Source organism: Brevibacillus laterosporus DSM 25 (assembly GCF_002706795.1).
Lineage (GTDB): Bacteria > Bacillota > Bacilli > Brevibacillales > Brevibacillaceae > Brevibacillus_B > Brevibacillus_B laterosporus.
In genome coordinates this window covers 1895796-1915639 of record NZ_CP017705.1, presented here as the reverse complement: position 1 = coordinate 1915639, position 19844 = coordinate 1895796, and the positions used below count along the sequence as shown (strand labels likewise).

General features: G+C 40.6%; 14 protein-coding genes. 13 read left to right on the top strand and 1 reads right to left on the bottom strand.

The window, feature by feature from the left end; all coding sequences use genetic code 11:
* Positions 1-15 precede the first annotated feature (15 nt).
* The 4 genes from BrL25_RS09160 to BrL25_RS09145 all read left to right on the top strand — a co-directional run bounded on the left by BrL25_RS09160 (position 16) and on the right by BrL25_RS09145 (position 6677).
* On the top strand, positions 16-1047 hold the full coding sequence (locus BrL25_RS09160; RefSeq protein ID WP_018669691.1) for an S-layer homology domain-containing protein: 1032 nt from the start codon (positions 16-18) through the stop codon (positions 1045-1047).
* Positions 1044-5477: a hypothetical protein gene (locus BrL25_RS09155; protein WP_018669692.1), complete on the top strand. Its 4434-nt coding sequence runs from the start codon at positions 1044-1046 to the stop codon at positions 5475-5477. The genes BrL25_RS09160 and BrL25_RS09155 overlap by 4 nt, the downstream gene beginning before the upstream one ends.
* Before the next feature lie 203 nt (positions 5478-5680).
* A complete protein-coding gene (locus tag BrL25_RS09150; RefSeq protein ID WP_018669693.1) occupies positions 5681-6196 on the top strand; it encodes a YwhD family protein in 516 nt (171 codons plus the stop codon).
* A gap of 259 nt (positions 6197-6455) precedes the next feature.
* A complete protein-coding gene (locus BrL25_RS09145; RefSeq protein WP_018669694.1) occupies positions 6456-6677 on the top strand; it encodes a hypothetical protein in 222 nt (73 codons plus the stop codon).
* A gap of 149 nt (positions 6678-6826) precedes the next feature.
* On the opposite strand, the gene BrL25_RS09140 is transcribed toward BrL25_RS09145, so the two are convergent.
* Positions 6827-8869 carry a transglycosylase domain-containing protein gene (locus BrL25_RS09140; RefSeq protein WP_018669695.1) on the bottom strand — a complete coding sequence of 681 codons (2043 nt, stop codon included), beginning with the start codon at positions 8867-8869 and terminating at the stop codon, positions 6827-6829.
* A 341-nt stretch (positions 8870-9210) separates the two neighbouring features.
* Between BrL25_RS09140 and speE the strand changes: the two genes are divergently transcribed.
* The 9 genes from speE to BrL25_RS09095 all read left to right on the top strand — a co-directional run bounded on the left by speE (position 9211) and on the right by BrL25_RS09095 (position 19797).
* Positions 9211-10044, top strand: a complete 834-nt coding sequence (gene speE, locus BrL25_RS09135; RefSeq protein WP_026314975.1) for a polyamine aminopropyltransferase — start codon at positions 9211-9213, stop codon at positions 10042-10044.
* Positions 10045-10055: 11 nt separating this feature from the next.
* Complete coding sequence (speB, locus tag BrL25_RS09130) at positions 10056-10925, top strand: agmatinase (protein ID WP_018669697.1); 870 nt, start codon at positions 10056-10058, stop codon at positions 10923-10925.
* 196 nt (positions 10926-11121) lie between these two features.
* Complete coding sequence (locus BrL25_RS09125; RefSeq protein ID WP_018669698.1) at positions 11122-11538, top strand: YwiB family protein; 417 nt, start codon at positions 11122-11124, stop codon at positions 11536-11538.
* A gap of 15 nt (positions 11539-11553) precedes the next feature.
* Positions 11554-11943 carry a hypothetical protein gene (locus BrL25_RS09120; RefSeq protein WP_018669699.1) on the top strand — a complete coding sequence of 130 codons (390 nt, stop codon included), beginning with the start codon at positions 11554-11556 and terminating at the stop codon, positions 11941-11943.
* A 110-nt stretch (positions 11944-12053) separates the two neighbouring features.
* Positions 12054-13469, top strand: a complete 1416-nt coding sequence (locus tag BrL25_RS09115; RefSeq protein ID WP_035311781.1) for a sigma-54 interaction domain-containing protein — start codon at positions 12054-12056, stop codon at positions 13467-13469.
* Between the two features lie 251 nt (positions 13470-13720).
* Positions 13721-15088: a lysine 2,3-aminomutase gene (gene kamA / locus BrL25_RS09110; protein ID WP_018669701.1), complete on the top strand. Its 1368-nt coding sequence runs from the start codon at positions 13721-13723 to the stop codon at positions 15086-15088.
* A 339-nt stretch (positions 15089-15427) separates the two neighbouring features.
* Positions 15428-17512 carry a (Fe-S)-binding protein gene (locus BrL25_RS09105; protein WP_018669702.1) on the top strand — a complete coding sequence of 695 codons (2085 nt, stop codon included), beginning with the start codon at positions 15428-15430 and terminating at the stop codon, positions 17510-17512.
* Between the two features lie 158 nt (positions 17513-17670).
* Positions 17671-18858 (top strand): acetyl-CoA C-acetyltransferase, encoded by a 1188-nt coding sequence (locus BrL25_RS09100; protein ID WP_018669703.1) that lies wholly within the window; start codon positions 17671-17673, stop codon positions 18856-18858.
* Positions 18859-18945: 87 nt separating this feature from the next.
* Positions 18946-19797 (top strand): 3-hydroxybutyryl-CoA dehydrogenase, encoded by an 852-nt coding sequence (locus tag BrL25_RS09095; protein ID WP_018669704.1) that lies wholly within the window; start codon positions 18946-18948, stop codon positions 19795-19797.
* The last annotated feature ends 47 nt before the right edge of the window (positions 19798-19844 follow it).

Sequence of the window (19844 nt, the reverse complement as noted above, 5' to 3'; positions counted from 1 at the left end):
GAGGGGGGGATAGGGATGAGTTTGAATCGAAAGTCGTTGATAATACTTGCAATAACACTAAATGCCGTACTGGGAGTGGGAGTGATTCAAACCGAGACATATGCTAAGGACAAATGTAAGGATAATCAGCAAATCGGAAATAATTTCACCCAGAAACAAGTCATCAGCAGTAAGCAGTCGATTGTAAAATCTTCCGATAGGCAAAAGGATTATGCAAAGCATTGGGCAGTAAAAGAAATTAACTTATCTCTCCAAAATAAATGGCTTGGGAATTACCAAGATGGGAATTTTCGACCTGATGAACCTATCACCCAGTCCCAATTCCTGTCTGCTTTAGTTTCATTACATCGACTGAAAGAGAAACAACCTCATGCCGAAACAGCCAACTCATGGGCCAAGGAAGCCTATGAAAAGGCAGCGAAAGCAGGCTGGATGACTCCAGATATTAAAATCCATCCTGATCAAGGTATTACCAGGTATGAGGCGGCTGCTTGGATAACGAATGCCTGGGGACATAAGCAAACTGATGTTTTTCAGTACACGTATTACAATAAACTCCTTCTTTCTAGTCATAAATTTGTTGATGGATTATATGAGCCTAATGGAAGGCTCGCATCGAAAAGCATGAGATTTATACAACAAACTGCTTTAATGACAGACTCATTCACGAGAGCTGAAGCAGCACATACATTTTATTTACTATCAAGTAGAATAAACAATCTGAACGAATGTAAGAGTTGGATGAATCAAATACAAAAATCATTGGTTATGAAGAATGGAAAATTGACCGGTAGGGCTCCCGTTTTACCTGATGTGATGTATATAAAACAAGCCTCATTAATACAGAATATTGATGGGGAAATAAAGGATCTGAAAGGGGGTTTTTCAATAGAGCCTAAGGGTAAATTAGTTTTTGGTGCTACTTACAATTCTAGCACCACCGTATTGTATGAATGGAGGCTACCAAACCTTACTCCTCAAAATGTGTTAGATCTTTCGTATAATGATTCGCAATATTTGGTGAGGAATTTGGATGCTGACATATGAAAAAAGCATTAAAAGTATTTGTAACGTTTGTGATAATGCTATTTTTATTAGCAGTTGATTTTCAAACAGTGGGCGCTGGTAATCTTCCAGCACCAAATTTTAAGGGAATGCCAGAAATTATAACGATAAATAATGATTATACCCCAGGAACTAAGGAAAACGGAAAGAGTCCAAAAACTCACGATTTAGTACAGGTGAAAAGAAAACATAGTAATGATCCAAGAGATCCATTACAGCTAAGCAATGAAGACTATAGGCTACATAGGATGTATGTCTATGTTGATGGAGATTTACGAGATAAAAAAAGCATATCAAAACAAGAAGTACTCTCTCTAGTTGAGGCTAATAAAGACTCTGATAATGGATATCCGATGATCAATCTTGAATACATGCAAGCCTGGATTGAGAAATTAGGAGGGAATTGGAGATATATCAGTAAGGAAATCAGTGTTTATCAAATTAAGGCTAACAATAATCCTTCGAATATGATGGACGTTGTCTCCCTCTCCCAATTAATCGAGCTATGTGGAGGCATGGGAGGAGGACGATTTGGATTCGAACCGTATAGGAATGGTTACGCCAAATACATTGGGTTTGCCAAATACACACAGACTAGGGTGCCCATCGGAAGCATAGGTTCTTTAAACCCAAGCTATAAAGTAAATGATACGGTAAGCATCACTGGTCAAGCTGAAGCTTTTTCCGCTTATAACAGGAAAATCCTGATCGATAAATTTACTGTATACAATAAAAGTACGGGAGGGAGCTACAAAGAAGTTGTGCCAGCGGGAACGAAGGGAGGCGCTTTTTGGCAAAGCAAGCCCTTCTTCTACAAAGTAACCGAACCGGGCTTGTACGAAGTTAACCTCTATGTAAAAGATTATCAGTGGCGAAACGCAGGCCACTATCCCTACACGAAGACTTTTGTAGTTGGGGACGTTTGTGATCCAATTACCTCGAAAACCACAGCAGAACTACATATTAATAATCAAAAAATAATTCTTCCCACCAATCAGACCTATCAGATGCCGAAGGGTACAGATAGCGTCACACTGAACTTCAACAAAGTAGGAATTATACGGATTAATAATTCGGTGTATCAGACAGGAAAAACCATTATGAATATTCCAATCACTGGTGTTAAACAAATTCGGTTTACTTCAACAGACGGTAGTGAATGCTGGACTCATGAGTTTATACCAGCTCAGGAAGATAAGCTCAACTGCAAATCAGACCAAGTATTTCGTGTTTTGCTAGACGGAACAAAATATGAGAAAGATCTACAAATGGCAAGTGGCGGTAGCTTTATTATTCTGGACCAAGCAGACACGCTACGAATAGAAGCTCCTATTCGAGGAACTTATTATGTAAACAACAGCCCATTAAGCCCTGACCCCTCAACATGGATGGAAATTAGTATCGCTCCCTACGCATCTTTTACCATTACATTCAAGAGCGATGATGGTTCTCTGTGTTGGCAAAAAGAATTTACCTGGAAATCTGACAAGATTAATTGTCCAATCTATTCGTATGATAAGCGAGGGAATGAGCAAATTGTATCCGGGAAAACAATTGAGGTTCCCTTACATGGTGAGCTAGAAATTTACGCTTCCCACCAGTTTGAGGATGACTTCCATACACCTGTTTATCTTTTATGGAAGATTAAAAAGCCGGATGGTAGTACTTACACATTAAATCGGTATTTGGATCATGATGACCGTGGGGGAAAAGATCGTTATGTGTGGAGGAATAGTCCGACCAATCATCTAAAGCTACCGACCATGCGAAAGTATGCTAACCAAGAACAAGTAACGTTTGATCAAATAGGAAAATATGAAATTTGGACGTACAATTCCGATGATGATTTCTCTGATTGTCCTAGTTGGAAAATTACCGTCGAAGTAAAAGCGCCCACATGTACAGACTTTACAGTTCATGTCGAGATAAATGAAAAGACGGTATTGTTGGATCATCGAACCCTGACCTTAAAGCCAGGCAAACAGTACGTTAGATTTAGTGGCTATTTGTTTGATAATGATAATTTCAGGGGAGATTGGGTTTTGACCCGAGATAGGGACAAAAAGGCAATTACCAAATGGACTGGAACTAGTTTCGACCACGAATTTATTGATCTGATAGACGAGAGTTATACATTGACTGCTATTTTTAAGAAAGACGGGTTAGAGTGTAAGAAGGAGTTCAAAATTTATGTAGGCGGGTTTACTTGTGACGATGTAACCATGGAAGCATATGTGAATGGAGATAAAGTAGATATAAAGAGAGTGGATGGTCAGAATCAAGTTAACATTGAAGTAGGAAGAATGAATAATATCCACATACAGAGCTTATCCGAGAACTCTGATAAGGATGTAGGAATGTCGTGGAAACTATCTCAATCTGGAAGTCTGGTGGCTGAGGCAACGGGAAAGCCTTTTCTTTATAGTTTTATGGATAACGTAGAAGTAACATATCTGTTAGAAATAAAAGCATTACAGAACGGAAGAGAGTGTCTGAAGACTATTAAAATTGTGGGTAAAGGCAAAGGATGCGATGATATTTACTTGCATTTTTATAACAAAGCAACCAATGAATACTACCATGATATGAATAAGAGAACCAAAAAGTTTCGCGTAGCTAGTTTGGAAGAATGGGCGATATTGATTACCGATAATAGTTCCCAAGCGGAACAAACCATTGGAACTTCAGTTATTCAGGCAGACTGGTCATCTGATCTCCCAAATATGGCACGTAACTTTAAAGATAGGTTTATCGGTAAGCAAACGGGAGTGGGCACCTACATTATCACTGCCAAAGTAAATGATCCAAGATACCCTCAGCTACAGGGGTGTAGCTTCACGTTTACATTGGTTATTGACCCTAATCAGACAGTAGATTGCTCTAGTTATTTTATTCATTTATTACAAGATGAGCCGATCAAGTTTACTTATAATGTGAACCAGCAAAAACTGACAATTGTTGAAGGAACCAAGTCAGTTTTATTGATTAATGATAATGCTGACGATTGGAAGGGGACTATTCAATATGTAAAATGGTCCATTTTCCCAGAAATATTTCAGCCTAGGGAAGAATTAGGCTTCCTCAAACTTCCTATGCTACAGCCAGGTGTTTATAACATTAAGGGAACGATCAACAGTAGATCGGCATTACTTGATAATTGCACGTATGAAATAACGATTGAAGTGATAAAAGCAGGTATTCCTGATTGTCCGAATTGCTATCCAGGTGGAGAAATAAGTGGTGGTGCCCTTCAGCTAGAATTGTATGATTCTGGTCATCGCTTCCTACAAGGAAAAAAGGACGGTGTTTGGGAAAAGGAACCGATGCGAATTGATGTGAAAATCGATCAAGTGGTTATCAATCAAGCATTTTTGAAGATTGATGGAGAAATTGACAAAGCTGTTCGGGAAAGGACAGCTCAAATCGAAAACATGTTAGGCACCAAAGGATACGAGGATATTACAGTACATGCAGTACCGAGTCCATTTCAAGCAAGAAATAGTCCTTCAACTGTATGGCCTTCTCTTATTGGATTGAAGGTAGTGGGACCAAGTCAGCAGGAAAGTTATCAGATTGATCCGCAAAAGGAAGTTCAATCATATCCTTATACAAAAGCGATAAATCCAACCCAAACTACTTGGGGAGATGTTTTACAAACAGTACAGTACATTGTAGATGCAGATGGTTTTCAAATTAAGGTTCCTTATTCAATCAAGCTAGACGTAAGCTATAAAATATGTGATGAACCTATAGAAAAAGAGGATGAAAGTGGTAATCCAATAGGAAAGAAGTGTACAGAGGAGCGAGATCAGTACGAGATTGCTAATCGGTATACGATAAGAGTAGAAGGCGCCCAGCAAGAGTTTCAAGTGTTTGAACCAAATGGAAAAGGGATAATTGAGCATACAGAAGAATGGAAGGAATATCATGCACGTGATCGATACCCAGCAAGTAAGCCAAATGATTTCTATGCAGGGGAACGAATTTTAACTAGAGTGATACTTGAAGAGAGACATAAACATCCTGTCAGCAAAAAGCTTCCTGTGATTGTTTCAGCCAATGCTTGGATTGCGGAACAAGGAAAGCAAAATGATTTATTACAAACTCAATTATCATTGCGACAGATTAGTCCTGCCTTATGGAAGGGAGGGGAACAGATCGTTGATAAGCTGGGAAAACGTGAAGTAGGCATAGATAATCCATTAATGGGCCATAAGCAAAGAGGCTTGGAAAAGGGAAAAAGCTATGGTGTGCAATTTCAGATAGAATTTACCTTTGGGGTAAAAAAGGGGTTTTCCTATCCTCAAAAAACGAAAAGCTTGGGACATTCTGTAGGGGATTATCGTGCTATTTTTACGATCATTGCCAATGCATGGGAGCGTCAAGGACTCCGTAATCACATTACAAAATAAATGCTAAATATTAATGTTAAAATGGTTAAAAAATCATACCTAGCCAATTTGCTACAGCAAACAGTCACAAGGATCAATTTTTTACTCCCTATAAATAGACTACATGGAATTCAACAAGCGCTATCCATGCACCCTAAAAATTGCACGAGTATAAGCTTTCAGGGTAGAATAGACAGAAGATCTTTTTAGGGGTTGGTGATAACATGAATTTATTTGATAATAAAAAAAATAACGGATTTACTATTGTGAGTAAAAAGACAGATGTTCATGGTGGATTCGGTCAAGGTGTGCTTGACTTAAGTCATGTTTCTGCTGTCATTATCGATGTAGAGGGAAATGATGCCTACATTGACATGGGAGCGATGCATGCCAAGAGTACTGTTGAACGAGGCATCAAATTTTCCACGAATAAGGAAGATGTTCCGAATGGAAAACCGTACTGGATCGTCTGGGTTACCATTGACCGCAAAGAAGAGGGACCTTACTATGCCGGTGTAACTGCTTGTTATATGGAGGTTGACCGTGAAGCACGTCGTGGATACAAACTATTGGTAGATCACGTTAACCGCATGGATGCTGCTATGAAGCGTAAACTCATGGTGAATGAGCTAGGGGAAACCGAAAAAGTAGCATTGCGGAAATTGTTGATGGAACACAATTCAGACATGTGGGCAAATTCGTCTGAAGAACTTAAGCAGAGCTTAGAGATACAGTCATAGTTTTCAAATGGGCACCAGTTGAAAATCTGGTTTTTATTAGGGAAAAATGAACGCTGTGTGAACAACGTGCAAAAGAATTGTACGAAGAAACAAAAAAAGGGTAAACTTAGATTTGTATATAAAAAGCACTAGGTCAGCAAACAGGGAGCGACAATAAGTCACTCCCTGTTTGTCTTAATTTGTAGGTTATGAATTAGCGGTAGGGATGCACACTAAGAAGGCATATCATTACTTTATCTTCTCAAAGGGGGAGAATGCCTTGGATAATCAAAATGATCATTTTGTCAAACATGGTGGAGTGCATTTTCGTAACAACGTACCACCGCAAGAAATTAATAATTTTATTCGTAAGCTACCAGCAGGAAAGCGAGAAAGTCTTTTTGAAGTGTTAGATAAATTGGAACAAAGTGGGCTTATTACTGTTTATAATGACCACATATTTACCGATGGAAATGGTGTTATTGGTGGCGGGGAACAATAAGATAACAAAGTAGAGAAATATCAAACCAAGGCATAGCTGTTAGCCAGAGGAAGAAACAACATAAATGCAAAAGCAAAAAGCTTTAGAACAAAGGGGTACCTAATCACATAGTGATCCATAGGTAGCCCCTTTTTCAAAAAGCTTACATATTATCTGCCCCACAATTTGTTCCACAATGATTTTTTTTCTTTTTCAGGTGGCTTTGGGTTAGGTAATTCTTGTTCAGGAATATGCTCAGAACAGTAATCCTGAGGTTCTGTACCTGCTTTAAAATACATGACCTGTGCATGCGGGCAGTTTTGGGTAGCCAATTTTTTGGTTACTGGGTCTATGTAAACCGATACGACACCGGTAGGAGCATTAAATTGGCTAGGAGGTTGATTATGCAGAGCTCTTTCCATGAAATCGGCCCAAAGTGGTGCCGCTAGACGTGCATCCTTGATCGGATCAATCTTCTTCCCTTCGTCATAGCCTGTCCATACACTGGTTACTAGCTGGGGTGTAAATCCACTTATCCAGGAGTCATAGTCAGTAGACCCTGTTTTCCCAGCGACTGGACGGTTAATTTGTGCGGCAACTCGATTAGCTGTACCACGTGTATCGCTAAAAACGGTCTGCATCATCTGATTTAATACATATGAACTACTTGGATCTGCCACAGGGACATGCGTAGAGGAATCCTCAGCTAAAATGGCACCTGTGTTATCCATAATTTTCAAAATAGCTATTGGTGTAATGTATGATCCATTATTTGCAATCGTACTGTACGCCGCTGTCAATTCCAAGGGAGAAATAGGCGATGTTCCTAAAGCAAGGGAAGGTACAGCCTGTAGGGGACTAGTTATCCCCAGTTTTCTAGCCTCGTCTACTGTTTTTTGTGGTGTTAATTGATTAATCGTTTTGACAGCATAAATATTATCTGATGTGGCGATGGCTTCTTGCATGGTAATAAAGGTATTCGTGAATTTATTGCCATAGTTACTGGGAACGTATTCTTGTCCATTTTCGTAAGTAAAGACAGTCGGCTCACTCTTCATCAATGTTAATGGAGTAAAACCATTATCTAAAGCGGATAAATACATGATTGGCTTAAAGGTAGAACCGGGTTGTCGTTTACTCAATACACGATTGAATTGGCTTTTTTTATAATCACGGCCACCTACCATTGCTTTAATGAACCCCGTTTTAGGATCAATGGCTATTAAAGCTACCTGTAATTCTTGATTATTTTTAGGCATGTTTTTTAAGATAGCTTCTTCCGCTTTCTTTTGGGTTGTAACATCTAAGGTGGTGTAAATTTTTAATCCGCCGTTCTGAACTGCTTCTTCACTGATGCCGTATTTATCCTTTGCTAAAGCAAGAATATAATCTCGAAAATAAGGAGCTATAGAAGTCTTCTGTGCTTCCTGGGGGGACCGGAACGTTAATTTCTGCTCGTAAGCCTCCCGCATTTGTTTTTCGGTAATATATCCATCACGGTGCATGGCAGACAAGATTAATTTTTGACGCTTTTTAGCATTATCAAAATTAGTAATAGGTGAATAATAGGTAGGACCTTTTGGAATTCCTGCTAACATAGAGCTCTCTGCGAGCGTCAATTCTTTCGCTTTTTTGCCAAAGTAGGTTCCAGCGGCGGCTTCTGCACCATAGGCAGAATGTCCGTAATAGATTTGATTCATGTACATTGCTAAAATTTCATCTTTTGAATAATTAAGCTCTAGTTGTAAAGTCAGTAAGGCTTCTTTTGCCTTACGTGTCCAGGTCTTCTCGTGACTCAAATATAGATTGCGAGCTAGCTGTTGTGTAATCGTGCTGGCACCTTGAGCTTTGTTCATTTCGGCAATGTTCACGTAAGCTGCTTTAGCAGTCCTTTTTAGATCAATGCCCATATGCTGGTAAAAATAACGATCCTCAATGGAAAGAGTAGCTTTCACTAAATAAGGAGAAATATTGTCTAATGTGACGACATAACGATTTTCTCCTCTGTGAATACTATCTATAACTTCTCCGTTACCTGCGTAGATGGTTGATGTTTGATGAATAACTGTGGCGGGCATTGGTTGAGAACGTAAATATAAGACCAGAAATAGGATGGATAATGCAGCCGCTAGCATGGTAAGACCTAGAATTTTTAAAAAAAGTTTGACCCGCCTAAGCCAACGAAGTAATGGATGCTCGCGGATGACTTCCATGAAAAGACACGTCCTTTCTGTACAGTTTGGTAATACTAGGAAAAATCTTAATAAATAGTATAGGTAATTCAGCATATTTTCATACTATATGAAGCCGGTATCGCCCGTTCTATAAAGGTTTTACAAAAAATGAGGAAATCTCTAGCAATCCTTTTTCAAAAAGCTATTTGTTCTGAAAAACCAGTGAAGTAAGAAAAATATCGGATGAAAAGACAAAAAATACTTGCTTTTTGGGGGGTACCCTCTATAATTCATTTTGTTGATGCATTATGTGATCTTCGTTACATCATTCATCAACATGAAATGATTCGGTTAAAAAGGAGGCTTCATTAATTATGAACATGGAACTATGGTACACTGAGAAGCAAACGGAAAATCACGGGATTACAACAAAAATCTCTGAGACACTATATAGTGAGAAAACTGATTTTCAACAGTTAGATATTATCAATACCAATCAATTTGGACGTATGCTTGTACTGGACGGTATGGTAATGACTACGGACGTTGATGAGTTTGTTTACCATGAAATGATTACTCACATTGCTCTTAATACCCACCCTAATCCTAAGAAAGTATTAGTTGTGGGCGGAGGAGACGGAGGAGCAATTCGTGAAATCGTTAAGCATGCTTCCGTAGAAAAAGCTGTACTGGCTGAAATTGACGGCGGAGTGATTGAAGCCTCCAAAAAATATTTCCCAGAGATTGCGAAAGATTTAATGGGAAACCCGCGTGTCGATGTGCAAGTTATCGATGGAATTAAACATATTCATGATCACAAAGGTGAATATGATGTAATCATGGTTGACTCTACAGAGCCAGTTGGTCCAGCCGTGGGCCTGTTTGAGAAAGGCTTTTATCAAGGAATCGCTGATGCCCTAAAACCAGACGGAATCATGGTTGCACAGACAGAATCACCTTGGTTTAACCGTGAATTAATCAAACGAGTATTCAAAGACTTATCTTCTATCTTCCCAGTGACTCGTTTGTATACAGCAAGCATTCCAACTTATCCATCAGGTCTGTGGAGCTTTACGATTGCTTCTAAGAAATATGATCCGTTGGCAGTAGATCCATCTACGATCAAAGATATGGATACCAAATACTATAACAAAGATATTCATAAAGCAGTGTTTCAGCTTCCTAACTTTGTAGCTGAACTGACTCGCGACTAGGGGGTAGAGAGATGCGTTTTGATGAAGCTTATTCTGGCAATGTGTTTATTCGCAGCCATCAAAACTATGAAGAGAGTCAAGCAGTCATTTATGGCATGCCTATGGATTGGACAGTAAGCTTCCGTCCAGGCTCTCGTTTCGGCCCTTCACGTATTCGCGAAGTCTCCATTGGCTTAGAAGAATACAGTCCTTATTTGGACAGGCTATTGGAAGAAGTGAAGTATTTTGACGCTGGAGATATTCCTCTACCTTTTGGAAATGTGGAAGGCAGTCTCCAAGCGATTCGAGAGTTCGTTGCGAAAGTATTAGCTGATAATAAAATCCCTGTTGGTATGGGCGGTGAACACTTGGTTACGTGGCCAGTGATTCAAGCCATGCATGACAAGTACGAGGATTTAGTTATCTTCCATTTTGATGCACACACCGATCTTAGAGATAACTATGAAGGCTATGAGTACTCCCATTCCACTCCAATTAAAAAGGCGTGCAATTTACTTGGAGGCAAAAACGTTTATTCGTTTGGAATCCGTAGTGGGATGAAAGAAGAGTTTGATTGGGCGAAGGAAAACATGCATTTATACAAGTACGATGTATTGGAGCCTGTTAAACAAGTCCTTCCTACCATTGGAAATCGCCCCATTTATTTAACGATTGATATTGACGTATTAGATCCTTCTGCTGCTCCTGGTACGGGTACAACAGAAGCTGGCGGTATCACGTCTCGTGAGTTGCTAGATACTATTCATTTTATGGCGAACAACGGAGCTAATGTGGTCGGATTTGATTTAGTGGAAGTAGCACCTGTGTATGATCATAGTGAGATGACACAGATTGTTGCCTCCAAAATTTTCCGTGAGATGATATTAAGCTTTGTAAAATAACCAGCTAGCATCATTTTGTCATACAGGCTATTACGGAAAAAGGCAAGAAAGCCGAGTGCTTTCTTGCCTTTTTCATTGTTATACATAACACTCTTGTTTGGTAAGAAAAAATGGAAGCGAGAAGGTAAACTATCCTATAATAAAGGGAAGGTAAACAAACAAATACTACAGTGATAAATAAAAGTGAGGTTTCGGAATGCAAGATGTTCAATTATCCTTATCTATCATACAAAAAGCAGAAGGGCAAACCGACAAAACAGATGTAAAAATGTCGGGTAAAGCTTCTCTACGTAATTCTTCCTGGTTCCTGCAATATAAAGAACAGGTTGAGGGAGTGGGAGAGGTATCCAATATTGTACGTATTAACGAAGATAGTACACAATTGCTACGCCAAGGTAGTTTGCAGATGAAGCAAATATTTGAAAAGGGGAAAGGCACAGATAGTTTGTATAGCAGTCCTTACGGAAATATGCAGATGCATACTCATACTCGAACATATAAAGTAACGTACCAAAGTGAAAAACCAACTCATGTGTTTATTGCCTATCAATTATGGTTGAGTGGACAGTATGTTGGTGAATTCGAATGGGACATGAAAATTGCATGGGATTAGAAAGGGGTAGTGTGTATGGTGTTCTCCCTTATTAACGGGCTATTTTCTGGTTTGTTATTATCAGCTTTTTTAGCGATTGGAGATGGATTGTTTCAAACAAGTACGTTTCAGGTTTTATTAGATGTTACTTATGTTCCAGGGATGGAAAATACACCTCCCTTACTAGCCTTTCTCATTCATTTGGTGATTTCGGTTGTCGTTGCCTTTGCGTTTATCTATTTTTATCCGAAAGGGAACGGGAAGAAGATTGTCATCTATGTAACCTTGTGGAATGTAGCCTTTCTTATTTTGTTCTTTCCATTTACGTATCTTAGCCAAGGTGTTTATTCAGCGAGTAATATCTTGATGTGGTTTTTTGGTCATTTGTTATATACGGTATTTTTAACGTATCAAATAGAGCGGTAGAGAACAGCGCTGTAGATGCGTAGTGCCGGTTTTTTAGCACAGTGACTAGTTTTTGGCAGTCTGTTAGGAGGGATGTTGTGAGTACATTACCAAAATCGGAAACAGTGGAGATGTTAAGCGCAATTTTAGGAGCAATTGATGAAGGCATCCATGTGGTTGACGCCCAAGGAATAACGATCATGTACAATCACATCGCTGCAAGATTGGATGGTTTAACACAAGAGGAGGTGCTGGGTAAACCGTTGTTGCAAGTGTTTCCTTCCTTAGATAGCGAGTCCAGCACCATGTTAAATGTCATTCAAACGGGCAAGCCCATGTATAATCGCACCCAACGCTATACCAACTGGCGAGGCGTACAGGTGGAGACAATCAATACTACGTTACCGGTCCGTGTAGACGATCGGCTAGTTGGGGCAGTTGAGGTAGCTAAAGATATGAAAAAACTAAGGGAGTTGTCGGAGCAGTTAGTTGATTTGCAGGTTCAAGTCCAAAGTGGACGAAAAAAGCAAGTGAAGCCACTTGTGTCAGATCAGGTATTTTATGAGTTCTCCGATATCTTAACAAATAACGCTGAGTTAAATCGTGTGAAACAGATAGCGCTAAAATCAGCGCGAACCAACTCTCCTGTACTGATTTATGGAGAAACAGGGACAGGTAAAGAGTTGCTGGTACAATCTATCCATCAAGCATCCCCACGAAAGAAACGTCCGTTTATTGCTCAAAATTGTGCTGCCTTGCCTGCTTCCTTATTAGAGGGAATTCTCTTTGGTACCACGAAGGGTAGCTTCACTGGGGCAGATGATCGTCCTGGGTTGTTTGAAGTAGCAAATGGAGGTACGTTATTCCTAGATGAAATAAACAGTATGCCATTGGAGCTGCAAGCCAAATTATTGCGTGTATTACAGGACGGTCAGATCAGAAGAATAGGCGGTACGGGATCAGTGCAGGTCGATGTGAGAGTCATTGCAGCTACTAATGAATTGCCAGAAAAAGTGGTGGAAAGTGGGGGATTGAGAGCTGATCTGTATTATCGCTTAAATGTTGTGTCCTTCTGGCTTCCACCGTTACACAAACGTCCAGAGGATATTCCCCTTTTAGTAGAGCATTTCGTACAGAAGTATAACAACATGTTTGAGCTACAGGTAAAAGGATTGGATCAAGAGGTATGGACTTTATTTAAGCGATGTATGTGGCCGGGTAACATTCGAGAGTTAGAGCATATGATTGAAGCTGCCATGAATGTTACTGAAGGCGAATGGATTACAGTCGAAGACCTTCCGTTATCCTTTTTGAAAAGAATGGATGAGATAGAGGAGGTACTACAAGAACAAGAAGACGGTGTAAGTAATGAAAAAATTATCACTATAGATGGAACCTTACGAGATGTACTAAGAAAAACAGAGAAGCGTTTAATTCAAATGGCACTGGAACAAACCCAAGGAAATATTCTGCAAGCCGCAAAACAATTAGGAATTCCTCGACAAACTCTACAGTATAAATTGGCGCAACAGAAAGATAAAAAGTAATGCAGGTTTGGTTTAAAAGCAATCCAACAATCGGACATTGCCGAAAAGCTGGCACAATAAACAATCCCCAAAAAAGTACCATAAAGTAAAACATGCGTGTTCAGAACGCAGAAAAGCTAGCAAATACACTGTACATCTCATTTAATTCTGAAAATAATAAATATTCCATCGAACTTGGCATCCTCCTTGCATTATGTAAATGATGAAGCTTCAAGATGTTCTGTTATTTAATAAGTAGGGGGGATTATAACATGGCATTAGCAGTTCGTAAATTGCGTAATTGGCGGGACGTGGAATTATGGAAAGACGTTACGGATGAACAATGGAACGATTGGATGTGGCAGTTGACCCACACCATTAAAAATGTAGATGACTTAAAAAAGGTAATTCATTTAACCCCTGAGGAAGAAGAGGGAGTGCGGATTTCCAACCAGACCATTCCGTTAAATATCACACCTTACTATGCATTGCTAATGGATGAGAACGATCCAAAGGATCCAGTTCGTTTACAATCTGTCCCGTTATCACATGAAATGGTCCGCACTCAGTACGATATGGAGGACCCGTTACATGAGGATGAGGATTCACCTGTTCCTGGTCTGACTCATCGCTATCCAGATCGCGTTCTATTTTTAGTAACTAATCAATGTTCTATGTATTGTCGTTACTGTACGCGCCGGCGTTTTTCAGGTCAGATCGGTATGGGAGTACCTAAAAAACAATTGGATGCCTGTTTAGATTATATTCGTAACACCCCAGAGGTACGCGATGTACTTTTATCCGGTGGGGATGCTCTACTTATTAATGACCGTGTACTTGAATACGTTATAAAAAGTCTGAGAGAGATTCCGCATGTGGAGATCATTCGGATTGGAACACGAGCACCTGTCGTTTTCCCACAACGCATCACGGAGAATTTGTGCGAGATTTTGAAGAAATATCATCCTGTTTGGCTCAATACGCATTTCAATCATCCCAAAGAAATTACCGAAGAAGCAAAAAAAGCTTGTGAAATGCTTTCGTATGCTGGCGTTCCGCTAGGTAATCAGTCCGTTATTCTTGCCGGAGTCAACGATGATCCGTACACGATGAAGCAATTGATGCAAGACCTGGTTAAAATCCGCGTGCGTCCTTATTATATCTATCAATGTGATCTATCAGAAGGCATCGGTCACTTCCGAGCACCAATTTCTAAAGGATTAGAGATCATGGAATACTTACGCGGTCATACCTCAGGCTATGCAGTACCTACTTTTGTTGTAGACGCTCCGCATGGTGGTGGTAAGATTCCAGTAATGCCCAACTATATCATTTCTCAATCGGCTGATAAAGTAATCCTACGTAATTTTGAAGGGGTTATCACTGCTTACCCTGAACCACAGAATTACAAGGCACCAGATCTATCACAAAATGAATACTATCAGGCTGAGAGGGGAAAAGCAGTAGGTATTGCAGCATTAATGGAAGATTTAGCAGACAATTTGGAGCCAACAGGTCTACAGCGTAATAAACGGATTGAGGCCACCAAGGTCAAGTCGCTTGCCGATGTGCGTAAAGAACAGAGTGAGCAGAAGAAGCAGAAAGAGCAACGTGCTAGAATAAGTGAAAAAGAGGCATAGGAACGTGTAAACAGGTCCTTTCCCTTCTCTATGATTAAGTAGAACTTCAAGTATGGAGGTGTTACTTATGATGGAGAGAGAAAGGACTCTTTTTTGTTCGTGTAACCAACCGATTACTCAATCTTTACGGTAGCCAAATGAGTATGATATGATCAAAAAAGAAAGTGAACGACCGCTCAGGGAAGCTGTGCGGTCGTTTTATTAAAAAAATTTGGGTGGAAATGTAAAATTTGAATGAATAGTCATTCATTTTTTCTGGTACTTCTGATAAGATAAAACAAAAGAAAAATTTACAATCCAATATAACTACATTATGTAAGAGAAAGGGAGCTGGAAGATATGGAAATCCTACCACTATTAAATTTAATTGCCTTCTTCCTTGTGCTGGCTTATGGGCTATATCTTGTAGCGCATCTGTTGTACAGCCGGTATCTGTTTATCAAGTTGGGTAAAAAGCCAGATATAAAGGATGACTTTAAGACCCGCTTCAATTTGATCATTCAGAACGTTTTTTTGCAAAAGAAGCTCTTAAAGGATAAGAAGAGCGGTATTATGCACGTTGTCATTTTTTACGGTTTTATTATTTTGCAATTTGGTGCCATTGAACTTATTTTAAAGGGACTTATTATTGGGTATGAATTACCATTTGGTAGCGCCCACAAGTACTTTAGCTTAATGCAGGAAATAACCGCCATGCTGATTATTATAGCTATCGGTTATGCGTATTATCGACGTTATGTTGAAAAGTTAAATCGCTTAAAGCGAGGATTAAAGTCAGGTTTAGTCATTATCTTTATCAGTTCATTGATGGTGACAGTTCTCGGTTCACTCGCTTTCGAGCAGCTATGGTTAGGGCACGAGGGCTCTATCTTTGCTCCTTTCTCCACAGCTATCGCATTTGTGTTTTCAGGAATCGGTGAAACGGCGGCAGCTGCTTTGTTCTTTTTCTTCTGGTGGGCGCATCTGCTTATTTTGTTAAGCTTTGCTGTTTATGTGCCGCAGTCCAAGCATGCCCACTTGATTTTTGCTCCCTTTAATGTCTGGTATAAAAAGCTGGACCCACCAGGTAAGCTCTCTACCATTAACTTTGAAGATGAGACTCAGGAAGTTTTCGGAAATGGAAAGATTGAAGATTTTACCCAAACACAACTAATTGATTTATATGCCTGTGTAGAGTGTGGACGCTGTACCAATATGTGTCCGGCCGCTGGAACTGGCAAGATGCTCTCTCCTATGGATATTATCGTGAAAATGCGTGATCATCTCACTGAAAAAGGGGCAAGCGTTACTTCGCGTACACCTTGGATGCCTACTTTTGCATTTCCTAATACAAAAGCTAACCAGATCGCCCTGCAAGCTGGAGAAGTAGCAGCTACCGCTGAAGGTGCCGCTGCTGTAGAAAATGTATATGATAAAGCATTGATAGGTGACGTGATTACCGAGCAAGAGCTGTGGGCGTGTACAACCTGTCGTAACTGTGAAGATCAATGTCCAGTGATGAATGAGCACGTCGATAAGATCATCGACATGCGCCGCTATCTAGTGATGACAGAAGGTAGTATGCCACAAGAAGCTCAACGTGCATTAAACAATATTGAACGTCAGGGTAACCCGTGGGGGATCAATCGTAAAGACCGCATGAAATGGATGGAGGGTCTAGATGAAGCGTATACAGTACCTACTGTAAAAACGGCAGAGGAGTTTGAGTACCTATTTTGGGTAGGGGCTATGGGTTCCTTTGATAACCGCAGTATGAAAATTACGCATGCATTTGTTAAGCTGATGCATGAAGCAGGTATTAAGTTCGCCATCCTTGGGAATGAAGAAAAAAACTCAGGCGACACAGCTCGCCGTATCGGTAATGAGTTTCTGTTTCAACAATTAGCCCAAGAAAATATCGCTTTATTTGAAGGATACGATGTTAAAAAGATTGTGACCTGTGACCCGCATGCTTTTAATACCTTTAAGAATGAGTATCCTGAGTTTGGTTTGCAAGCAGAGGTATATCATCATTCTGAGCTGTTAATTCAATGGATGAAAGAAGGGCGCCTTACACCAAAGAAAGAAGTGAAGGAACGTATTACGTATCATGATTCATGCTATTTAGGGCGTTATAACAATATTTATGATATGCCTCGCCAGATTCTACAAGAAATTCCGGGTGTGGAGATCGTAGAGATGAAGCGAAGCCAATGTGATAGCATGTGCTGTGGCGCTGGTGGTGGATTGATGTGGATGGAAGAACATGAAGGGACTCGTGTCAATGTAGCGCGTACAGAGCAGGCCTTAGAAGTTAACCCGACGGCAATCGCGAGTGCTTGTCCATACTGCTTAACCATGATGGATGATGGGTTAAAAATGAAAGAGGCTGAAGAACAAGTGAAAGCGAGAGATATTGCTGAAATTTTAGCCGATGCTCTGTAAGGAGTAACAGGAAAAGCGGTGGTCAAAAGACTGCCGCTTATTGTCATAATAAATTGACTAATGCGAATAGAATGTGCAAAATAAAGATATAAAATGAGCGACCGCTCGATCAGGTTTTCGTTGACTGATCGGGTACATAAGAAGAAGGAGGAATTGCATTGAATACTGTCATAGTTGGAACGGCTCGAACACCTTTTGGGAAGTTTAATGGTGCATTAAAAGAAGTGTCTGCTGTAGAGCTAGGAGCATTGGCAATTAGGGAAGCACTGAGTAGAGCTAAGGTCGACCCCTTGTCAGTTGATAAGGTCATCATGGGGATGGTCGTGCAAGCAGGTGCTGGACAAATTCCATCAAGGCAGGCTGCCAGAAAAGCAGGTCTTCCATGGGAAGTAACAAGTGAGACAATCAATAAGGTGTGTGCTTCTGGCATGCGTTCCGTTGCCATGGCGGATCAGATCATTCGTTGTCAGGATGCGGAGATTATTGTAGCTGGCGGAATGGAGAGCATGAGTAATGCCCCTTATGCAATGCCACAAGCAAGGAATGGCTTTCGCATGGGCGATAATCTTGTGAAGGATTTAGTGTTATATGATGGGCTAACTTGTCCATTCGATCAGGTGCCTATGGCTGTGCATGGGAGTAATGTAGCGGAAGAATACAACATTACAAGAGCAGAGCAGGATGCTTGGGCCTATCGTAGTCAGCAACGTGCCACGAAGGCGCGCGAAGCAGGATATTTCGCAGAGGAAATTGTTCCAGTTCAAATTCCTCAACGAAAAGGAGAGCCACTGCTCGTAACGGAGGATGAGGCGATACGATCGGAAACCACATTGGAGGGCTTGGCTAAATTAGCACCGGTATACAAAAAGGACGGGACCATTACAGCCGGGAATGCGCCTGGACTCAATGATGGCGCGGGAGCTCTTGTGCTCATGTCAGAGCGAAAAGCTGAGGAACTTGGGGTGAAACCTCTAGCTACGATTCTTGGGCATGTGGAGGTTGCGGCAGAGGCTCCTTATATCGCCACTACACCTGGGCTCGCTATTCAAAAATTGTTGCAAAAGACAGGAAAAAAACTTGAGGAAATAGATTTATTTGAAGTAAATGAGGCATTCGCCGCGGTTACATTGACAAGTGGAAAAATCGTCGGATGGGACGAGGAGAAGGTTAACGTAAATGGCGGTGCGATTGCGCTGGGGCATCCGATCGGAGCAAGTGGTGCAAGGATTATCATGACGCTTATTCATGAATTACAACGACGCGGTGGAGGATTAGGGATAGCTGCTATTTGCAGTGGAGCCGCTCAGGGAGATGCTATTTTAATACGCGTTGAGTCAGGAAGGTAAGTAACTAACTACTTCGTTTTGATAGGTGGTTTTTTGTACATCTTAAACGAATTTGCATCATTTTTGAAAAGAGAAGGAGCAGGGTAAATGAGCATTCAAACGATTATGGTCATAGGCGCAGGGCAGATGGGGAGCGGTATTGCTCAGGTGGCGGCACATGCCGGATTTCAGGTGATTTTACATGATCAATCTACCTCTTTCCTTGAACGTGGTTTAGGCAATATTGGTAAGAATTTAAATAGGCAAGTGGAAAAAGGCAAGCTGACAGAAGAAACAAAGGGAAAAATTCTTTCCCGTATTATCACCTCAACAGAGCTTACAAGTGCTAAGGACGCGGATGTGGTTATAGAAGCAGTGGTCGAGAATATGCAGATAAAAACCGAAATTTTTAAAAAATTGGATGAAATTTGTCAACCACATACCATCCTAGCTAGCAACACCTCCTCCCTGCCTATTACAGAAATTGCAGCGGCTACAAAACGTCCAGAGCAGGTGATTGGCATGCATTTTATGAATCCTGTACCTGTGATGAAGCTAGTGGAAATGATCCGTGGCTTACAAACATCAGATGAGGTCTATCAAGCGATCGAAGGATTGGCAAAACGACTGGATAAGATACCAGTTAGCTGTAAAGACTTCCCTGGGTTTATCTCAAATCGCGTATTAATGCCAATGATTAATGAAGCGATCTACTGTGTATACGAAGGGGTAGCCACTCCAGAAGCGGTCGATGACATTATGAAGCTAGGTATGAATCATCCGATGGGACCTATTACCTTAGCTGATTTTATTGGACTGGATACTTGTCTCTACATTATGGAAGTACTCTATGAAGGATTTGGGGATTCCAAATATCGCCCTTGTCCGTTATTACGCCAATATGTGAAAGCCGGCTGGTTAGGTCGCAAGTCAGGAAGAGGATTTTATGTGTATTCCTAATCTGATGGTACATGGAGCGCCATATAAGTAGGGACAACGAGAAATTT